The sequence below is a fragment of the Scytonema sp. UIC 10036 genome (assembly GCF_009725235.1).
Map to the genome: position 1 here is coordinate 1 of NZ_WJFC01000038.1, position 17,459 is coordinate 17,459.

15 protein-coding genes and 1 pseudogene are annotated in these 17,459 nt (G+C 43.0%); 4 read left to right on the forward strand and 12 right to left on the reverse strand.

Translation table 11 applies throughout. From position 1 onward, the window contains the following. A partial coding sequence (locus tag F7734_RS18970; protein ID WP_207714139.1) for a hypothetical protein occupies positions 1 to 657 on the forward strand: 657 nt, incomplete at its 5' end. A gap of 69 nt (positions 658 to 726) precedes the next feature. Here the strand turns inward: F7734_RS18970 and F7734_RS18975 are convergent. The 8 genes from F7734_RS18975 to F7734_RS19010 all read right to left on the reverse strand — a co-directional run bounded on the left by F7734_RS18975 (position 727) and on the right by F7734_RS19010 (position 8,835). Further along, positions 727 to 1,539 carry a response regulator gene (locus tag F7734_RS18975; protein ID WP_155746138.1) on the reverse strand — a complete coding sequence of 271 codons (813 nt, stop codon included), beginning with the start codon at positions 1,537 to 1,539 and terminating at the stop codon, positions 727 to 729. 1 nt (position 1,540) lies between these two features. Continuing rightward, positions 1,541 to 4,027, reverse strand: coding sequence for a response regulator (locus F7734_RS18980; RefSeq protein ID WP_155746139.1), 2,487 nt, complete (start codon positions 4,025 to 4,027; stop codon positions 1,541 to 1,543). A 405-nt stretch (positions 4,028 to 4,432) separates the two neighbouring features. Further along, positions 4,433 to 5,227, reverse strand: coding sequence for a phosphate ABC transporter ATP-binding protein (locus F7734_RS18985; protein ID WP_155746140.1), 795 nt, complete (start codon positions 5,225 to 5,227; stop codon positions 4,433 to 4,435). Positions 5,228 to 5,246: 19 nt separating this feature from the next. Then, a complete protein-coding gene (gene pstA / locus F7734_RS18990; protein WP_155746141.1) occupies positions 5,247 to 6,101 on the reverse strand; it encodes a phosphate ABC transporter permease PstA in 855 nt (284 codons plus the stop codon). Continuing rightward, positions 6,094 to 6,972 (reverse strand): phosphate ABC transporter permease subunit PstC, encoded by an 879-nt coding sequence (gene pstC, locus F7734_RS18995; protein WP_347566230.1) that lies wholly within the window; start codon positions 6,970 to 6,972, stop codon positions 6,094 to 6,096. Before pstC ends, pstA begins: the two co-directional genes overlap by 8 nt. Beyond that, positions 6,929 to 7,777, reverse strand: a complete 849-nt coding sequence (locus tag F7734_RS19000; protein WP_155746142.1) for a phosphate ABC transporter substrate-binding protein — start codon at positions 7,775 to 7,777, stop codon at positions 6,929 to 6,931. The genes pstC and F7734_RS19000 overlap by 44 nt, the downstream gene beginning before the upstream one ends. Before the next feature lie 18 nt (positions 7,778 to 7,795). Further along, positions 7,796 to 8,104 carry a metalloregulator ArsR/SmtB family transcription factor gene (locus F7734_RS19005; protein WP_155746143.1) on the reverse strand — a complete coding sequence of 103 codons (309 nt, stop codon included), beginning with the start codon at positions 8,102 to 8,104 and terminating at the stop codon, positions 7,796 to 7,798. Between the two features lie 197 nt (positions 8,105 to 8,301). Then, on the reverse strand, positions 8,302 to 8,835 hold the full coding sequence (locus F7734_RS19010) for a dual specificity protein phosphatase family protein (protein ID WP_166482000.1): 534 nt from the start codon (positions 8,833 to 8,835) through the stop codon (positions 8,302 to 8,304). Positions 8,836 to 8,987: 152 nt separating this feature from the next. On the opposite strand from F7734_RS19010, the pseudogene F7734_RS19015 reads away from it, so the two are divergent. Beyond that, positions 8,988 to 9,660: pseudogene (locus tag F7734_RS19015) on the forward strand (substrate-binding domain-containing protein); the annotation flags it as partial. A 19-nt stretch (positions 9,661 to 9,679) separates the two neighbouring features. Here the strand turns inward: F7734_RS19015 and F7734_RS19020 are convergent. Together F7734_RS19020 and F7734_RS19025 are read right to left on the reverse strand one after the other, a co-directional pair. After that, positions 9,680 to 10,798: an ABC transporter permease gene (locus F7734_RS19020; RefSeq protein WP_155746145.1), complete on the reverse strand. Its 1,119-nt coding sequence runs from the start codon at positions 10,796 to 10,798 to the stop codon at positions 9,680 to 9,682. Between the two features lie 79 nt (positions 10,799 to 10,877). Continuing rightward, on the reverse strand, positions 10,878 to 11,753 hold the full coding sequence (locus F7734_RS19025; protein ID WP_155746146.1) for an Npun_R2479 family HD domain-containing metalloprotein: 876 nt from the start codon (positions 11,751 to 11,753) through the stop codon (positions 10,878 to 10,880). Between the two features lie 391 nt (positions 11,754 to 12,144). Here F7734_RS19025 and F7734_RS19030 point away from each other — a divergent pair, with 391 nt between their 5' ends. Beyond that, entirely contained in the window at positions 12,145 to 13,683 is a 1,539-nt protein-coding gene (locus F7734_RS19030; protein ID WP_166481995.1) for an efflux RND transporter periplasmic adaptor subunit, read from the forward strand. 35 nt (positions 13,684 to 13,718) lie between these two features. After that, the gene (locus tag F7734_RS19035; RefSeq protein WP_155746148.1) at positions 13,719 to 16,868 is read left to right on the forward strand and encodes an efflux RND transporter permease subunit; all 3,150 of its coding nucleotides are present in this window, start codon (positions 13,719 to 13,721) and stop codon (positions 16,866 to 16,868) included. A gap of 58 nt (positions 16,869 to 16,926) precedes the next feature. Here the strand turns inward: F7734_RS19035 and F7734_RS65390 are convergent, their stop codons facing one another. Both F7734_RS65390 and F7734_RS19040 read right to left on the reverse strand, forming a co-directional pair. After that, positions 16,927 to 17,055 (reverse strand): hypothetical protein, encoded by a 129-nt coding sequence (locus tag F7734_RS65390; protein WP_279239737.1) that lies wholly within the window; start codon positions 17,053 to 17,055, stop codon positions 16,927 to 16,929. Next, positions 17,048 to 17,266, reverse strand: a complete 219-nt coding sequence (locus F7734_RS19040; RefSeq protein ID WP_155746149.1) for a hypothetical protein — start codon at positions 17,264 to 17,266, stop codon at positions 17,048 to 17,050. The genes F7734_RS65390 and F7734_RS19040 overlap by 8 nt, the downstream gene beginning before the upstream one ends. Positions 17,267 to 17,459 lie beyond the last annotated feature (193 nt).

Below are 17,459 nucleotides of genomic sequence, written 5' to 3' on the forward strand. Positions count from 1 at the left end.
CCCCTAACCCCTAACCCCTTAAGGTATTCCATGTTCTGCCCAATGCTCATTGACTGCAAAATTATGACTGGGGTAATTTATAACTGTCCCAATTTGTCAGAATGCTTGCGAAATACTCGCCTTAATCGAATGCAAGCATTGTTGCTTTATTTTTTGAATAAGGGAGTTAAACCTGAAGACATTAAAGTTGATGGCAAACCATTACAAGTTAGTGAAATTTTATCTCAGCACTCTCTACTGAATCCAAGTGATTTTACTTGCAATAGAGATTATCTAACAAGAGATAACATTATCTTTGGCTCTTCTCTACAATGGGAAGAGATATGTGGAGGTGCTAAGAATTTTGACAGACTCACTGTGGAACAGTTGCAACAGTTAGTTGATTTAGGTTTTGCATCACCAATTGAAAAACAAAACTTTTCTCCAGCTATTTGCGAATTTTTGACATTTGGACGCATTCAAAAGAGTAGGGGATTTGTATTTACTTTTGAGGGTTATGTCATTAGTCCTTTTCGTGAAGACTATCGGGTAAGTATTGATGGCATTGTTTTTAATGGGATGGTTTCACAGGAATTAATTGACGATTTTGAAGCATTTATCACCTCGCCGGATGAGCTTGATATTAAACCTAATTACCTGCGTGCTTGGTGGGATTGACAGTGACCAATGTCCTTTGTCATTTGTCAAGTGTCCTTTGTCCTTAGAATGACCAATGACCAATGACCACTAAAAATTGGGGATTTTTTGAACGGTGGCACAATGGTATCCTTCTCCGTTAAACTCTATATAGTTAATAGTAACTTCTACTTTAATAAGCTGACCGTCTTTAGCTTGATGGAGAGTTTCAACGGTTGAACAGCCTTTGTGTTTGCAGTTTTGCCAGTGCGATCGCCAAATATCTAGTGAAAAATTTGGATCTAAATCGGGAACCGTCATGGTTAACAATTGTTCGCGAGTATATCCTAAATGTTGAGTCGCTGCTTCATTAACATAAATCAGTCGGGCATTGGAGTCTACAAAATAGATGGCATCTTTAAATTTGTCTAAATAAAACTGGGAAAGGTAAAGCGCTAACTCTGCTTTTTGGCGATCGCAAATTTCTTGTTGCAGTCGCATATTTTGCTCGGTGAGTTGCTTTTGCAGCCTTCTAATAGTCAAACTATTTTCCACACGAGCAAAAACTTCTTCTTCACTAAATGGTTTAGTGATGTAATCAACACCACCTACAGCGAAAGCTTTTACTTTATCAAGAACCTCATCTAAAGCACTAATAAAAATCACCGGAATCTCACGAGTAATGGGAGATGCTTTGAGGCGCTGGCAAACCTCATAACCATTCATATCCGGCATCATAATGTCAAGTAAAATCAAATCTGGAGGAGCAGCTTGTGCTGTCTTCAAAGCTGTTTGTCCGTTAATCACTCGGCGAACTTCATACCCAAGTTGCGTGAGCATGGCGGATAGAAGTCGCAGATTATCCGGTGTATCATCTACAACTAAAATATTTGCTTTTGGCGGTTGCTCTTGACGGTCGTTCATTTCAAGGGGCTTGTGTTAAATCTATGATTTTATCAATCCGGAAATTTTCAACTAAATCAATTAAGGCATTTGCAAGAGTTGCATATTCTTCTGGGATTTGTTCGATCAGGTTAAAAATTTGCTTCTCATCAGTGCAAAGCGCGGCTTGATGAAGTTGTGTTACCCACTCAGGAGGCATAACTCCCAAGGATGAAGCTTCAAGGGTAAAGGACGAAGGTGTTGTTTCATTCTTTCTACTTTCAACTTCATCCTTGACATCATAGACAAAACGTACCCCTAAAAACTCTGTCATCTTTTCTAGAATGACTTCTTCTCGGAAGGGCTTGCGTACAAAATCATCGCATCCTGCAGACAAAACTACAGTTCTTTCCTCATCAAAAGCGCTTGCTGTCAAAGCAATGATGGTAGTCGCTTGACCCTTTAAATGAGCTTTGATGCGTTTAGTTGCTTCATACCCATCCATAACTGGCATCCGCATATCCATTAAAATTAGATGCGGTTCCCAAGTTTCCCATAAATGTACCCCCTCCAGACCATTTTCTGCTCCCCGTACCTCAAAGCCTAAAGATGTCAGCATTTGGAACAAGAGGTGGCGGTTCTCCCACTTATCCTCAACTATCAAAATGCGGTATTTCGGCTGATTTGGTGCTACACCAAGAACGCGCCGTCGTTTTTGCTGAGTTTGAGTTTCTAGCCTTTCCATTGGGGCAATTTCTACATCAAAGGAAAAAATGGTTCCATGACCCAATGTACTGCTGACAGTAATATCGCCTCCCATAAGATGCACGAATTGTTGGCTGATAGTTAAACCCAAACCTGTCCCTTGCTGGGATTTTCGACCCGTTTCTGTCTGAACAAAAGGTTTAAACAACCTTTCCATCTCAGATGGTGCAATTCCAGAACCAGTATCTTCTACTTCAAAATCAAGTTTACAAGTTTTGGGGACTTTTTGTGGTAAATTTGTACCCGCTTGGGGCGTCAATTGGTTTGTTTGTCCGTTCCCCATTTTCACACGAACCGCCACACCCCCTTCTTCTGTAAATTTAATCGCATTCCCAATCAGGTTAATCAAAACCTGACGCAATTTGCTTTCATCTGTTTGCACATATCTGGGAACTTCAGGGTAGCGATCGCATATCAACTTTAAACCTTTAGATTCTGCTTTTTGTCTGAACATCTCTTCTAAAGAGTCCAGCATAGCGTATAAGTCAAAACTATTTTCATTCAGTGTTGTTCTGCCCGCCTCAATTTTTGCCATGGAGAGCACATCGTTAATTAATGTTAACAAATGCTCGCCACTGCGGCTAATAATTTCAAGTTGTTCGAGTTGGGATGCTTGGAAACATGGATCGCGAGTCAGGAGTTGGGTAAAGCCGAGGATTGTATTGAGGGGAGTCCGGAGTTCGTGGCTCATATTTGCCAGAAATTCACTTTTAGCGCGGTTAGCTGCTTCTGCTTCATGAGCTTTTTGTTCCAATTTGCGACTGTAATTTTCTAACTGCTGTCGGGAGATTTTTAATTGTCGTGTCAGCCAATAAACCCCAATCAAGAGGAAGCCTACCGATACTAGCCCTACTAACACAATTGTTCCTGCTAGTTGACGTGCGGGCAAAAAAGCTTCTTCTTGATGCATTTCTATTATAAGAGCAAGGTCTTGATCGTTCAACCAATGGTACACCCCAATCACTGGTACTTTGGCATAGTTGTTATACAAATCCTCACCACTGATGCCACTCATAGCATCATCTATGCCTTTGCTGCTTACACCCTCAGGATACTCTTGAGTATTGGAATCTTCTTTCGAGATAAAAGTATTTTGTGTGATAAGGGAACCAACCAAATAAGTTTCACCGCTTTTCCCCAAACCTTTTCGTTCTCGAACAATTTGGTCGATTCGTTCTAAATTAAGATGGGCTAGAATGACTCCTTGCCGCGTACCATTTCCATCGCGAAGAGGTGCTGCTAGGGTGACTGATGGTTTATTGGTATCGGCAGAAACATAAAAAATTGGATCGAAAGAACCGCCTGGTTCTACTGTTTCAATATATGTAATACTCGCTAAAATTTCATACTCATTTTCACGTCGTTTTTTGGTAGATAAAATAACTTTATTGGTGCGATCGATAATAAAAATTTCTTTAAAATTTGGTTTGAGTTTAACAACATTTTTTAAATATTCAGATAGAATATTGTGAGAAATTTTATATTTTTGGTCAGTTGTTGGGCCATTTAAGAGTACCTTGACGTTTGCTTGTACATCTGGGAACTGAGTGACAAGCAAAAAATCTCGCTGTTGATCCTCAAACCAACGAGTAATTTCTCCTTCCTTAAGGGTTGCAGTCACGCGCAACTGATTAAAAGCAGCTGTTTTTAGCGCCTCCCTCGCTTTAAAAAAGGCGACGCTTCCCACAACACCGACAGTAAATAAAGATAAAATTAGAAAGGAACTGGCGACTTTGGTGGTTAGGTGCTGATTCCAAAAATTCATAAATATACGGATGCTTTTGTCGATCGTGCTGCCCTAATAAGTAAGTCGGTGTTCATAATTATCATTGGTTTGTAGTTGCGCTTGAGCACGCTCAAGCGCAACTACGAGCAAAACATAGAGATTTTACTTTTCGTTATATAGTTTGGTTTTTTCTTGCCGACCTACTTAAGTAAAAATCAATCCTTATTATAAAAGGTATTTCCAAACCATCGTTCCTGGCACTTGGAAAGAACGATCCCAATAGTTTGCTACAGCATCGATTCAGCGTGGTTAACCTCTGGCTTCCGATCTCTCGACTTGTTCAAGAATCCCCATTAGCAGTGTACGATGCGTCAAGCATTGCGCCAACCGACTTGCTGGCAGGTGATCTTGTATACCGCGATCGCATTGGTGAGACTTATGCAGTTAACCCCTTGCACCTGTTACATAAGCAGCTGTCAGGGGATGTTGGGGAGCATCAAAAATTTGCTCCACCTTTCCTGACTCAATGAGTTGCCCAACGCCATCCTGCACCCAAAACAAGGCAACTCTGTCTGCGATGCGCTTGGCTTGAGCTAAGTTGTGCGTCACAATTATTAAGGTATAGCGCTGACGCAAACTAGTAATTAAATCTTCGACGATCCCACTGGAAATCGGATCGAGGGCGCTACAAGGTTCATCCAAAAGCAGGGCTTCTGGTTGCAAGCCCAAAGCTCTAGCTATACACAAACGCTGTTGCTGTCCGCCCGAAAGTGCTAAAGCAGAAGTATGCAATCGATCTTTGACTTTGTCCCACAGTCCCACATCCAGTAGGCTTGTTTCTATAATCGTATCAATTTCCTCGCGGTTACGGATACCATGTTCTCGCAGTGGTAATTCCATATTTTTCCAAATCGATAAAGGAAAGGGATTGGGTTTTTGAAAAATCATACCGACTTGACGCCGCAGTGCGATCGCGTCAATTTTAGCATTTAGCACCTCTACAGAACCAATCCGAATTGCGCCTTTGACTCGACAGTGTGGAATCATATCTGTCAAACGATTCAAGCAACTAAGAAAACTAGTTTTCCCACAACCTGAAGGACCAACCAATGCCAATATTTCCCCCGCATTTACACTCAAGTTAACATTAGCGAAGGCAGTTTTTTGCCCGTATTGTAGAGTTAAGTTCTCTGTTTGAATGAATGGTTCAGTCATTGTATTGCTGGCATTTACTGTCATCGGCTCAGTGTCATTATTTTTATACAGAAAAAAATCTTTTATGCAACCAACGTTCTGCAATCCATGCTGCTGTGCCATTAATCAATAGCAATAGTAACAGTAACACTAATGCTGAAGCGTAGGCATTAGCATCTCCTCCAGAGATGTTCATTGATAAATCAAAAATATGAATCGAAAGAGCACGCCCAGAATCTAGCAGCGATTCTGGCATCCTATCTACGTATCCACTCGTAAAAATTAAAGCAGCCGTTTCTGCGATCGCTCGACCAATACCAAGCACCAAACCCACAATCAATCCAGGAACCGCCGCTGGTAACAACAATTGAAATAGAGTAGTTGTGCGGGAAAAGCCAAGGGCTGCGGCTCCTAATCTATACTCATTTGGAACAGCGCGAAATCCTTCTTCTGTAGAGCGAATTAAGATTGGTAGCACCATACACGCCAAGGTTAATCCTCCCGACAAAATGGAAAACCCCAGTCCTAAAACTTTGCAAAAGAAGACATTGCCAAACAAGCCAAAGACGATAGAAGGTACCCCAGCCAGTACGTCTAAACTACGCCGCACTATACCACCAAACCAGTTCTGTGTTGGGGTGAACTCTGCTAGCAAAACTGCCGTACCAACACCAATGGGAATGGACACTACCATACAAACTCCCATAATTAGGAGAGTAGAAACAAGAATGCTCGCAATTCCCCCTTCTCTGCCAGCGTTTTCCGGTTCAGTTGTCAGAAATTTCCACGACAAATGTCCCATGCCATACCAAAGAATGTGACTCAGTATCCAAAAAAACAGACCAGTCACTAAGGCAGCAGTTGTCCAAACAATAATTGTAGGCAACCAATCTTTAGAGCTTAAAACGGGTTTAGTCATAAATTTTTCCCTGACTAATAACTTCCGCAACAGCAACCAGTAATACAATCGCACCCATCAGTACCAAACCGCTCACAAACAATGCAGAACGGTGATCCCCAGTAGCATAAGCCATTTCCAAGGCAATATTGGCTGTTAGCGTCCGCATGGGGTCGAATAGACTTTTTGGGACTTGTACGACATTACCGCACACCATGAGAATTGCCATTGTTTCTCCTATCGCACGACCGGTTTCGAGAATTAAGCCCGTGAATAATCCCGATTTGGCAGCTGGAAATACAACTCTGTAGATGGTAGTCCAACGGGTTAATCCCAAGGCTGTAGCTCCTTGAAGGTAAGAGGTTGGGACTTTGGCCAGACTTGCGTCAGCAACAAGTGCGATTGTTGGCAGTATCATGACTGTTAGAATAGTAATACCAGCGATGAGGCTTGGTCCTGGTGGATGTATCCTGCCGATTGCGGGTACTAGCACTACCAATCCCCAGAAACCATAGACTACAGAAGGAATTCCCGCTAACAGTTCAATTAAGCGGCGGTAGAGCTTTGCGACTGCGCTTGGAGCGTAGAATTGGCAAAAAACAGCAGACAAAATACCGATTGGTGTAGCAATTAGCACAGAGCCAATCATTGCCAAGAGTGTACCCAACAGCATGGGTAAGAGATTATATAGCCCTGCGGTTGGGTTCCAAGAGGAGTCGGTAAAAAAGCGGGTTAGTCCTACATGATAGAGGACTGGTAAAGACTCTAAAATCAAAAAGATGATAATTAAAAGTGCGATCGCTCCTGCTATCGCTGTTAGAAAGCGGAGTATCCAGACTAACCATAGGTCATTTGGAAACGACAACAAAGTTTTGCTTTTTAACAATGTCACTTACCTGTTGTGATTGTGCGAAATTAATAAATTCTTTTGCCAGTCCCTGAGGTTCAGTTTTGGTGACCAAGTTAAGCGGGCGGGAAATAGGAAAAGTGCCATTTTGCACATTGGCTGTTGTCGCCGTCACACCAGCTACAGGTAACAGTTTGATCGAGCCTCCATTTGCCACACTATTTTCAGCCGATCCAATTGAAACATAGCCGATCGCATTAGGGTTTCCTGCTACAGTCTTAATTCCCTGCTCGTTATCACCAATGACCACTTGTGCTTTGATGTCGGTATTTTTCAGCTTGAAGTAGTGGGTAAACAATTCTAGGGTAGAACGCCCTTCTGCCTTATTAACAACCGTAATTACCCCATCTTTGCTTCCCACTTGCTTCCAGTTTGTGACTTTTCCAGTGTAAATATTTACAATTTGCGAGTCCGTGAGAGATGACACTGGATTGTCTTTGTGGAGAATCACCGTTACTCCATCACGAGCGATGGAGAATGCTTTTAAATCTTGTTCTTCCGATTTTAAAGCACGGGAAACCATGCCAATATCAGCCACTCCCTGGCGAGTATCAGAAATACCGCGAGAAGACCCCCCTGATTGGATATCAACTCGCATACCAAGATGTTTAGATTCAAAGCGCTTGCCAATTTCTGCTGCTAACGGTGCTACCGTACTTGAGCCAGTCAGTACAAGTTTATCTTGAACCTTATTATTTGCAGCTTTGTTTACTGAAGAACAGCCTTGCAGCCAAACACAGCTTGCCAGCCCAATTCCAAGGGGAACTAAAAATTGTGACCTTTTTATCATGAATAAAATAAAATCGAATTAGAAATTTTGTTGAAAACAGAGAACACAACAACCAAGGTTTAAAGCTTTGCTTGCAGTCACTTCCACTTCTGGAGCAAGGCGGTAAAGAACTGCTTTACCATCACGCTCTTGCACAACAAACTTTGCCTGCCGCAAAACTTGCAAATGATGGGAGAGCAGGCTTTGTTCCAAACCTAAAATTGCGTTCATCTCCCCCACATACCTGGGACTGTTCATAAGGAGTTCTAAGACTGCCAGACGGGTTTCATCTCCCAGTACCTTGAGCTTTTCTACACAGTCAACCTGCTTCTTTGTGCTATTTTTCATATTGTTGCAATGCCTTTGGTTTTTCTTGTTTTCAGCTAACAGAGCAACTATTGCACAGGTATTAGCTAAAAATTATCAATTGCGATCGCAATTCAAGAACTATTCATATGAAATTTCATTCATATTTCCGGTAAAAAATACCACCTTTATTGATTTTCTTTAACCTTTGGGATACCTCAAATTAATAACTACTGACTTTAGCGATCGGTACGACAATTATCCAAAAGTGCGTTCAGTTGTGCTACAACTTTCCATGGATTGCGACCTTTGAGTAAAGCAGCAATTGCCGCTTCATGGGGATTTCTTCCAGTACGTTTCACAGATGCAATTGCCTCTGAGTTGGATAATCCTCGTTTACTCACTAACCAAGCCGCTAAAACTTGTCCCGTTCGTCCAATCCCACCAGAACAGTGGACGACTACCTTCTCCCCAAGCTGGTCTGCTGCTGCTAGGAACGGCAGAATCTTTTGGAGCAAGGTTTCACTATTGACAAGTTGAAAGTCTTCAATCGGTGCCCAACAAACTCGTTCTACCCCAAATACCTGTTGGTAGGTTCCAAGGAGATCTGAGTAACGAGCTAACTGGGAATCGGAAAGCAAGCAGCAAACCCGTTGTATACCTTGACACTTCATATAGTGAATCCAGTCGGATACTTTTTCGGCGGAGTACCCCGGTCTTGAGGCACCAAAAACGATTGGATCGAGCTCGCTTGCAGCAGCAAAGTTGTGTATCCTTTTAACCATTTCCTTGAGAATGACTCCAGATAATACCAACAATGTTTATAGTTTCTGTCTCCTCCTATCTCAGTTAATCAGTGCTTAGCAGTCCGGTCTCTTAAATTAATAATAATTTATATTTAACTTTTACTTAACTTATACTAAAGGACAATCAACTCTCGTTTTCTCAATCTTCTGTCCCTATCCCTCATGAAGCATATGAGCAAGCACGACAACGGGGTTTTTCTCTTCAAGAAATACCAGTGGCGATTGATGGCGTTGCGATAAGCTGGGTACAGCTTGCGCTTCGCGAACGCTGTCAACCCAAGCTTGAACATTAAAGGTTTAACTGTAGCCCAATTTAATGATATTTATGCAGGCAAAATCACCAACTGGAGTCAAGTAGGTGGTCCGGATCTAAAAATTACACCTTACGGCAAGAAAGACCGAGACGCTGGTACCACTATCGTATTTATGCCAACGACAACTGAAGCTTTGCGTCAAGTAGCTGTCAATCCAGGGGGCATTTATTATACCTCTGCGCCCTTGGTGGTATCGCAGTGTCACGTTAAGCCGTTACCAGTCGGTCGTAACTCCAATGAACTTGTTTCTCCTTACAAACAACCCTTTGTTCCCCTGTCTCAGTGTCCCCAACAGCGCAATCAAGTCAATTTGGAAGCTTTTTTAAGCGGTCAGTATCCCTTAAGCCGACGATTATCGGTGGTGATTAAACAGAATAATCAACTCGATCAACAAGCAGGTGAAGCATATGCTCGCTTACTACTAACTGCTCAAGGACAGGAATTAATTACAAAGGCTGGGTTTGTCAGCATTCGCTAGTCGTAACTTTGCGCCGATGTCACCTTTGCAAACTACGGGGATCGAGGGCATCTCTCAGCCCATCGCCCAGTAAGTTGAAAGACAACACTGTCAGAATAATTAAAATTGCTGGAGGCCAAATCAGCCAAGGTTGTAAGACGAGAATAGAAGCGTTTGTTGCCAGAGATAACATATTACCCCAAGAAGGGTCTGGCTGTTGAATTCCCAATCCAATCAGACTGAGTACGGCTTCTGCACCAATGAAACTGGGAATAGCTAGGGTAGCAGAAATGATGATATAGGTTGCGGTTTGTGGCAATACGTGACGAAGGATAATATAAAGCGGTTTGCCTCCCATCGCTTTAGCTGCTTGGACATATTCTCGCTCTTTAATTGAAAGCACTTGTCCGCGAATAACCCGTGCTAAGCCCGCCCAACTGATAAAGGAAGTAATGATGACAATAAGTAAGAAGCGCTGGGTATTGGATATACCTGGTGGTAAGACTGCTCCTAAAGTTACCAAAAGATAAATGCTGGGGAACGTCATCAGCATTTCAGATAAACGCATGATAATACTATCCGTCCAGCTACCAAAATATCCAGAAATTCCACCGATAATTAGTCCCAAGGGAAAGGTGAGGAGGACTCCTATAATACCGATAAACAAGCTAATTCGACCACCAACAAGCAACCGACTCAATTGATCGCGTCCTTGGTCATCCGTACCAACAAGGTTAAACTTCGCCTCACCGTCAGCACCAAATAAATGCCAATTTAAGGGGATACCGGGAATGATATCTACTTCTTCCCATTTAGGTGGAAGGGGTATGCTTAACTGAAATAAACGATAAGTGGAACCTTGTACGAACAGTCGCAAGGGAGAAGGCTTTTTGTAGTTGACAATCAGTTCGCGATCGCCTGTTTCTAAATTTGTTTCGCCCTGAGTTGTGGGATAAATGTGAGGACCGATAAATTGTTTTGATTCTTGAGAAACCCAATAAACACGAGTTGGTGGCAATAGAGAACCATTTGGTTGAGAAGCATAGGGGTCATAAGGGGCGACAAAGTCAGCCGCAATGACTAGCGTGTAAAAAATCAAGAGCACAATTGCCCCAAATTTCGCTAAAGGATTTTTCTTAAGTCTGTGCCACCAATTCATAGGAATTATGAATTATAAATTATGAATTATGAAATTATATAGTAATATTCATAATTCAGCATTCATAATTCATAATTCCTTATGCTCGAAGTTTCTCCATCAGATACAAGTTATCTTCTTGAGATTTTTCGTGTTCTACAACAAATACGTTAGAGTAGAGATTGGCAATGATTTGTTTGCCTTGCTGAGTTAGAGCGAGGTAACGCAGTCCATCGTGAATGTATTGGTAGACGACATTCCAATAAAACTTGGCGTAGTTTTTGCGTAAGTCGGCAGGGTTTTGGTAACCCAATACCTTATTCATACCAGTCTCTTCAAATTCATAGAACAAGGAAGTAATCTTTTTTAAATAACGGGGGTCGCTTAATTGACCGATCAAATCAGCCGCACGCACCAATCCTGCAAAACTATGTGTATCTTGGTGGTCATCTACAGCGGGTACTGGGAAGCGAGTTAATTCAATATTTCTCTTGATTACCTCAGAATCGATTAGTTTATGACCGCCAAAACGTTCATCGATAAAGAGTTTGGCTCTATCAACATGGTGTGGAGTGAGGCTGGCATCAGAAGCACCTGGTGGCAAACTAATCATTTTTCCGTCTTTACCCGTAGCATACAAGCCTTCTTCTTCACGGTCTTGACGGCATACCCCTTTCACATAACCAATGTCATGGCAAAGTAAGGAAATAATAAAATGCAACCAGTCTTCACTGGAAACACCACCTTCACGGATATGTTTCCCTCGCAAAATTTCTTGCCCCACTAAGGTGACTAAGATGGAGTGTTCTACGTTATGATACAAGGCGTCACTGTTGGCAATATTTTCTAGAGCCATGTTACCTGCCCAAGCTATGATATCTTGGTAATCGTGCTTGTAACAGCCGTAAGTGCGAGTGTAGCCTTCACGAATTTGCTCTACAAAGGAATCTATTAAAATCTCAGTTGCGTTAAACATACTAACTACTTAATTTGACTAACTACTCAATTTGATAAGGATTACTTATTGCTTTTTATTAAAATTTCACAATTAGCTGATAGTTTCGGAGTTTACAGGTAATCCATTGAACGCTTTTATGGAACAGATTCGCAAGTGGATTGGCAGACAGCCAACACACTAGTAAATCTTTCTGACTTTAGCACAGCAATAAAACAGTGACCAGTTATTTGTCATTGGTCATTTTTCATTGGTCATTGGTAAACATATGACTTTTGTCATGGGTATATTCCGGGGAATCACACAACCGGAAGCCGAAGAAATACGTCATATTTAATGTACAGCAATCATTTTTAAACTTTCTTAAGCAACACTGCTTATAGTGGTTTGGCAGAAAGCGGAGGCATCAACTGTGGGTGAAGAGAGTTTGTCAAAATTAGAACTGGAAGAACCAGTGGTAGCGGACGACGCTAAATGGGAAGAGAAAACAACGGTGGAAAAGCGGGGGAACCCTTGGTTAGTACCGTTGTTAGTGGGTACGGGATTGGGTGTTGCTATCTCTTTTGGGGGAATGCGCGTTCTTAGCGATCGCTCGGTGAGCCAAAAACCACCAGTTGCAACTAAATCGGTGCCAGCCGCACCAAATATGACTGTCACTGTCGCCTCAGTGGAAACAACTCGTGTTGCCCGTACACTCTACACGACGGGGAGTGTAGCTGCACGCGATTTAACTCCGGTTTTGCCACAAGCAAATGGTTTGCTCATCAAACAAATTCTTGTGAAGGAAGGAGAAAAAGTCAAAGCCGGTCAAGTGATGGCTGTGTTAGATGATTCTCTCCTACAAGAGCAAATTCGGCAAGCACAAGCGGAAGTAGAAGCAAAACAGGCGGATGTGGCTTCCAAGCAGGCAGATTTAATATCGAAACGAGCATCTGTAACATCTAGCGAAGCTGTTGTTGCTTCCAATCAAGCGGTTGTGCAGCAAAAACTGGCTGACTTGGCTCAAGCGAAAGCAAGGTTGAGAGAAACGGAACTAAATTTCAATCGCAATCAAAAACTGGCAAATGAAGGGGCAATTAGCCGCCAACAATTTGATACTGCAACGACAAATTTGGCAACAGCAAGGGAGGCAGTGCGCCTTGCTGAAGCTAATATCAGAAGTGCTCAAGCTAATGTTAAGAGTGCTCAAGCGAACATTGGCGGTGCATTGGCAGGTGTCAACATTGCCCAAGCTAATGTCAACAGTGCCCAAGCTAATGTCAGAAGTGGTGTGGCTAGGGTGGCACAACTCAAAACTCAACTCGGACAAACTGTGGTTCGCGCCCCTGTCTCAGGAGTTGTGGCAGAAAAATTGGCGCGAGTGGGAGATGTGACGGGTGTACCGCCACAAACTCAAGTTGGAACTGTGGTTGGTGGAACACAAAAATTGTTCTCAATTATTCAAGATGGTGAGTTGGAATTGCTTGCACGAGTTCCAGAAGTTCAATTGCCACAAGTCCGAATTGGTGCGTCGGTGCAAGTCACTTCCGATATGGACAGTCGGGTGAAATTGCGTTCGAAAGTGAGAGAAATAGAACCGGTGGTGAATCAGCAAAGGCGTGAAGCAACGGTGAAAATTAATTTGCCTGCAACGCCTTCTTTGAAGCCCGGTATGTTTGCCCGTGCTGCCATTACTACAACAACAACAATAGGTATAGCTGTACCGCAAAAAGCCGTACTACCCCAATCTGATGGAAGTGTAGTTGTATTCATGCTATCGGGTGAAGACACTGTTCGCGCTCACAAAGTAGAACTGGGAGAGGTTCTTACTGGTGGCAGAGTGGAAGTCAAAAGAGGATTGCAACAAGGCGATCGCATCGTCATTCAAGGCGCTGGCTATCTCAAAGATGGCGACAAAGTACGAATAGCTAATGGAAGACTGGCTAATGGAAGACTGGCAATCAACAACTAACCACTAACCACTAACAATTAGCAATTAGCAAAATTATGTCCTTCAACATTTCAGCTTGGTCGATAAAAAAGCCAGTTCCAACAATAGTCTTATTCTTAATTTTGACGATAGTGGGTTGGTTTTCCTTCCAGTCTTTAGGGATTGATACCAATCCAAACATTGATGTTCCAACAGTACAGGTAAAAGTCACACAACCAGGGGCGGGACCTGCGGAATTGGAATTTCAAGTCACAAAGAAAATTGAAGATGCTGTGGCTGGATTGGGTAATATTGACGAACTGCGATCGACAGTTACGGATGGCGTCTCCACAACCACAATCAATTTTGTGTTGGGGACAAATACAGATCGCGCCACAAATGATGTTCGCAATGCTGTCTCTCAAATTCGTCAAAACCTTCCCCAAGATATCAATGACCCCATCGTGCAACGTGTAGACTTTGCTGGGGGTGCCATTCTCACCTACGCAGTCACGTCTGATAAGCGTTCTGTAGAGGAATTAAGCAATCTTGTTGACCAAACCATCAGTCGTGGATTATTAGCGGTTCGAGGGGTAGCACAAGTGAATCGGATTGGTGGGGTAAACCGAGAAATTCGGATTAACTTAGACCCCGCTCGCTTGCAATCTTTAGGTATTACTGCCACTCAAGTCAACGATCAGATCCGGGCTTTTAACATTAACTTACCAGGTGGGCGTGCAGAACTTGGTGGTAGCGAACAAAATATCCGTACTCTCGGTAGTGCTGCTAGCGTACAAGTTTTAAGAAACTACGAAATTGTCTTACCTGAAGGTGGTTCTGTACCCTTGTCTAGCTTGGGAACGGTAGAAGATAGCTACGGTGATGTGCGACAATCTGCACGATTAAACAACAAACCCGTGGTCGCGTTCCAAGTACTGCGAAGTACGGGTAGTGTTATGGTAACAGTGGAAGAAGGAGTCAAAGCAGCCGTTGAAAAACTGCAAAAAACTCTTCCCTCTGATGTAAAGTTGGAATTAATTTTTACCAGAGCTTCTTTTGTTAGGGACTCTTACCAAAGTACAATTGATGAATTAATCCAAGCTTCAATACTCGCAATACTAGTTATTTTAGTATTTATACGAGACTGGCGGGCAACATTAATTACTGCTGTAGCACTGCCACTCTCCATGATTCCGACCTTTGCCGTGCAGTATGCTTTGGGTTATACCCTTAACAATATGACCTTACTGGCACTAGCACTTGCTGTCGGTAACTTGGTAGATGATGCTGTCGTAGAAATTGAAAACATGGAACGCCATATGTCAATGGGTAAGTCAGCAAGGCAAGCTGCATTTGACTCATCTGATGAAGTGGGTTTGGCTGTGATAGCAAGTGCGGCAACAATTATTGCCGTATTTCTACCTGTTGCTTTTATGGGTGGTGTTCCCGGTCAATTTTTCCAACCCTTCGGTGTGACTGTTGCTGTTTCTACCATCTTCTCAACTTTGGTAGCAAGGATGATTACGCCGATGATGGGGGCGTATTTAATGAAGGACAAGCATCCGAAGAGACAAGGAGAAAATGGGACAAGGGGACAAGGGGAAAATGGGAAGTTCTCTCCCTCGTCCCGTCCTCGCTTCCAACCCTACAAATCCCTGCTTAGATTTGCACTGCGTCACAGGTTAACAACAATGGGGATTGCCATAGCATTCTTCATTGCTAGTTTGATGCTTGTTCCTCTCATTCCTAAGGGATTGGTGGATGGTGGTGATATAGGAATTTCTATTATCTCCGCAGAACTCCCTCCTGGTTCTTCTTTGGAAGATACCAAACAGGTGGCAACCCAGATCGCTAACCTTGTCAAGGACAATTCTGATGTTTTGAGCGTGCTGTCTGTAGAAGATATCAATACTGCAACTCTTACGCTTCGGTTGAAGCCTAAAGAAGAAGGGAGAAAACTTTCCCAGATCGAGTTTGAGAAATCCGTGCGTCCTTTGTTAGAACAAGTTCCGGGTGCAAGAATTGGTTTCCAAAGTGCTGGTTCTGTTGGGGGTCGTAAGGATTTAACTCTACTCTTACGCAGTGACAATCCTGAAGCATTAACCCAAGCTGCGGATGCGATCGAAAAACAAATGCGGGGAATACCGGGATTGGTAGAGGTGACTTCCAGTGCAAGTTTGGTGAAACCAGAAATTTTAGTTGTTCCCGATCCGCAACGGGCGGCAGATTTAGGAGTCTCAGTGCAATCTATTGCCCGTACTGCATCTCTTGCTACTATTGGAGATAACGATGCTAGCTTGGCAAAATACAATTTACCCGATCGCCAAATCCCCATCCGCATCCAAATTGACCCCAAAGCCCGTGAGGACATCACGACGCTCAAAAATCTTCAAGTCCCCACTTCAAATGGAAGTGTGGTTCCCTTAGTTGCCGTTGCAGATATCCGTTTTGGCAGTGGACCTGCAAGTATTAACCGTTTCGATCGCACCCGTCAAGTTTCTTTAGAAGCGAACTTAGAAGGAATCTCTTTGGGGGATGGTCTCAAAGCAGTCAATCAACTACCTGCCATGCAAAAGCTGCCACCGGGAGTCATCTTGCAAAACTCTGGAGATGCCAAGATTATGTCTGACATCTTCGGTCGTTTTGGAGGTGCATTGGGACTTGCCTTAATGTGTATCTATGCGATTCTCGTTTTGTTATATAACAACTTCCTTCACCCCATAACCATTATGGCTGCGTTACCCTTTTGTTTGGGTGGGGCGTTGGTAGGTTTGATGGTGGCACAAAAAGCATTGGGAATCTATGCTTTGATTGGTATTGTGTTACTGATGGGAATCGTCACAAAAAATTCCATTTTGTTAGTTGACTACACAATTATCAATATGGAAGAAGGAAAACCCCAACGTCACGCACTAATAGAAGCAGGAGTCTCCCGCCTGCGCCCAATTATGATGACTTCATTGGCAACCATCGCGGGTACTGTTCCCCTGGCATTGGGAATTGGTGCAGGTGCTGAAGTCCGCCAACCGATGGGGGTCGCTATCTTGGGAGGTTTTACCACTTCTACTTTGCTAACCTTAGTCGTCGTACCCGTGCTATTTTCGTATATTGACGATTTCCAAACCTGGATGTTGAATTTATTTAAATACGGTTTTGGGAAGAAAAAACAACGGCAACGTATTACTGAAGAAAAGGATATAGTGAAGGAACTGCCGCCTGTTAACTAAACATCAACAAGTGGAGTGGGGTCAATACTTGTCGGTTAAGGGATGTCCAAGAAATAAATTATCCATCTTGTGGAACGGACGTCCTCGCCCGTTCTTTAGAGACGGAAAAACCTGCGTGACTCAGAACGATCGGAATCGTGGGTAATGCTTCATCGTCAGAAAAGGAGAACTCGATTGTACTAGGCATGAGTGGATGCCTCTTGGTCATCCTGAATCATCTGCATCAGAATATTGGCAGCTTCCGTTGCATCGTAGGGCGACCAAATCGGATACTCTGACGCAGCAAAGATGACTTGTCGTTCAGCGTCTGGGATTTGTGCGGCTAGGAGTTTGAAGAGTGATAATTTGTCTGAGTGGTTCAGATTGTTCACCAATGGAATTAACTCAGCGAGAGACATGGTTATAACTCCCAGACCTACCAGAATACATTAATTATAAGCGATCTGTGAGATACGGTCTAACAATCCCGTTGCACGCTGACCGTATAAGGTTGTGAATTATTGTTCGCAAATGTTATAAATATGAGATAGCTGAGCAAACGTAAATCCATTGTGTCTCCAAGAGTCTGTGGATTTGAATACCTGTCATAAC

Excerpts from the sequence above, each read along its gene's own strand:
- F7734_RS18975 (WP_155746138.1), bottom strand. The coding sequence starts at position 1,539 with ATGAACGACCGTCAAGAGCAACCGCCAAAAGCAAATATTTTAGTTGTA.
- F7734_RS18980 (WP_155746139.1), bottom strand. The coding sequence starts at position 4,027 with ATGAATTTTTGGAATCAGCACCTAACCACCAAAGTCGCCAGTTCCTTT.
- F7734_RS18985 (WP_155746140.1), bottom strand. The coding sequence starts at position 5,227 with ATGACAGTAAATGCCAGCAATACAATGACTGAACCATTCATTCAAACA.
- pstA (WP_155746141.1), bottom strand. The coding sequence starts at position 6,101 with ATGACTAAACCCGTTTTAAGCTCTAAAGATTGGTTGCCTACAATTATT.
- F7734_RS19000 (WP_155746142.1), bottom strand. The coding sequence starts at position 7,777 with ATGATAAAAAGGTCACAATTTTTAGTTCCCCTTGGAATTGGGCTGGCA.
- F7734_RS19005 (WP_155746143.1), bottom strand. The coding sequence starts at position 8,104 with ATGAAAAATAGCACAAAGAAGCAGGTTGACTGTGTAGAAAAGCTCAAG.
- F7734_RS19020 (WP_155746145.1), bottom strand. The coding sequence starts at position 10,798 with ATGAATTGGTGGCACAGACTTAAGAAAAATCCTTTAGCGAAATTTGGG.
- F7734_RS19025 (WP_155746146.1), bottom strand. The coding sequence starts at position 11,753 with ATGTTTAACGCAACTGAGATTTTAATAGATTCCTTTGTAGAGCAAATT.
- F7734_RS19035 (WP_155746148.1), top strand. The coding sequence starts at position 13,719 with ATGTCCTTCAACATTTCAGCTTGGTCGATAAAAAAGCCAGTTCCAACA.
- F7734_RS65390 (WP_279239737.1), bottom strand. The coding sequence starts at position 17,055 with ATGCCTAGTACAATCGAGTTCTCCTTTTCTGACGATGAAGCATTACCC.
- F7734_RS19040 (WP_155746149.1), bottom strand. The coding sequence starts at position 17,266 with ATGTCTCTCGCTGAGTTAATTCCATTGGTGAACAATCTGAACCACTCA.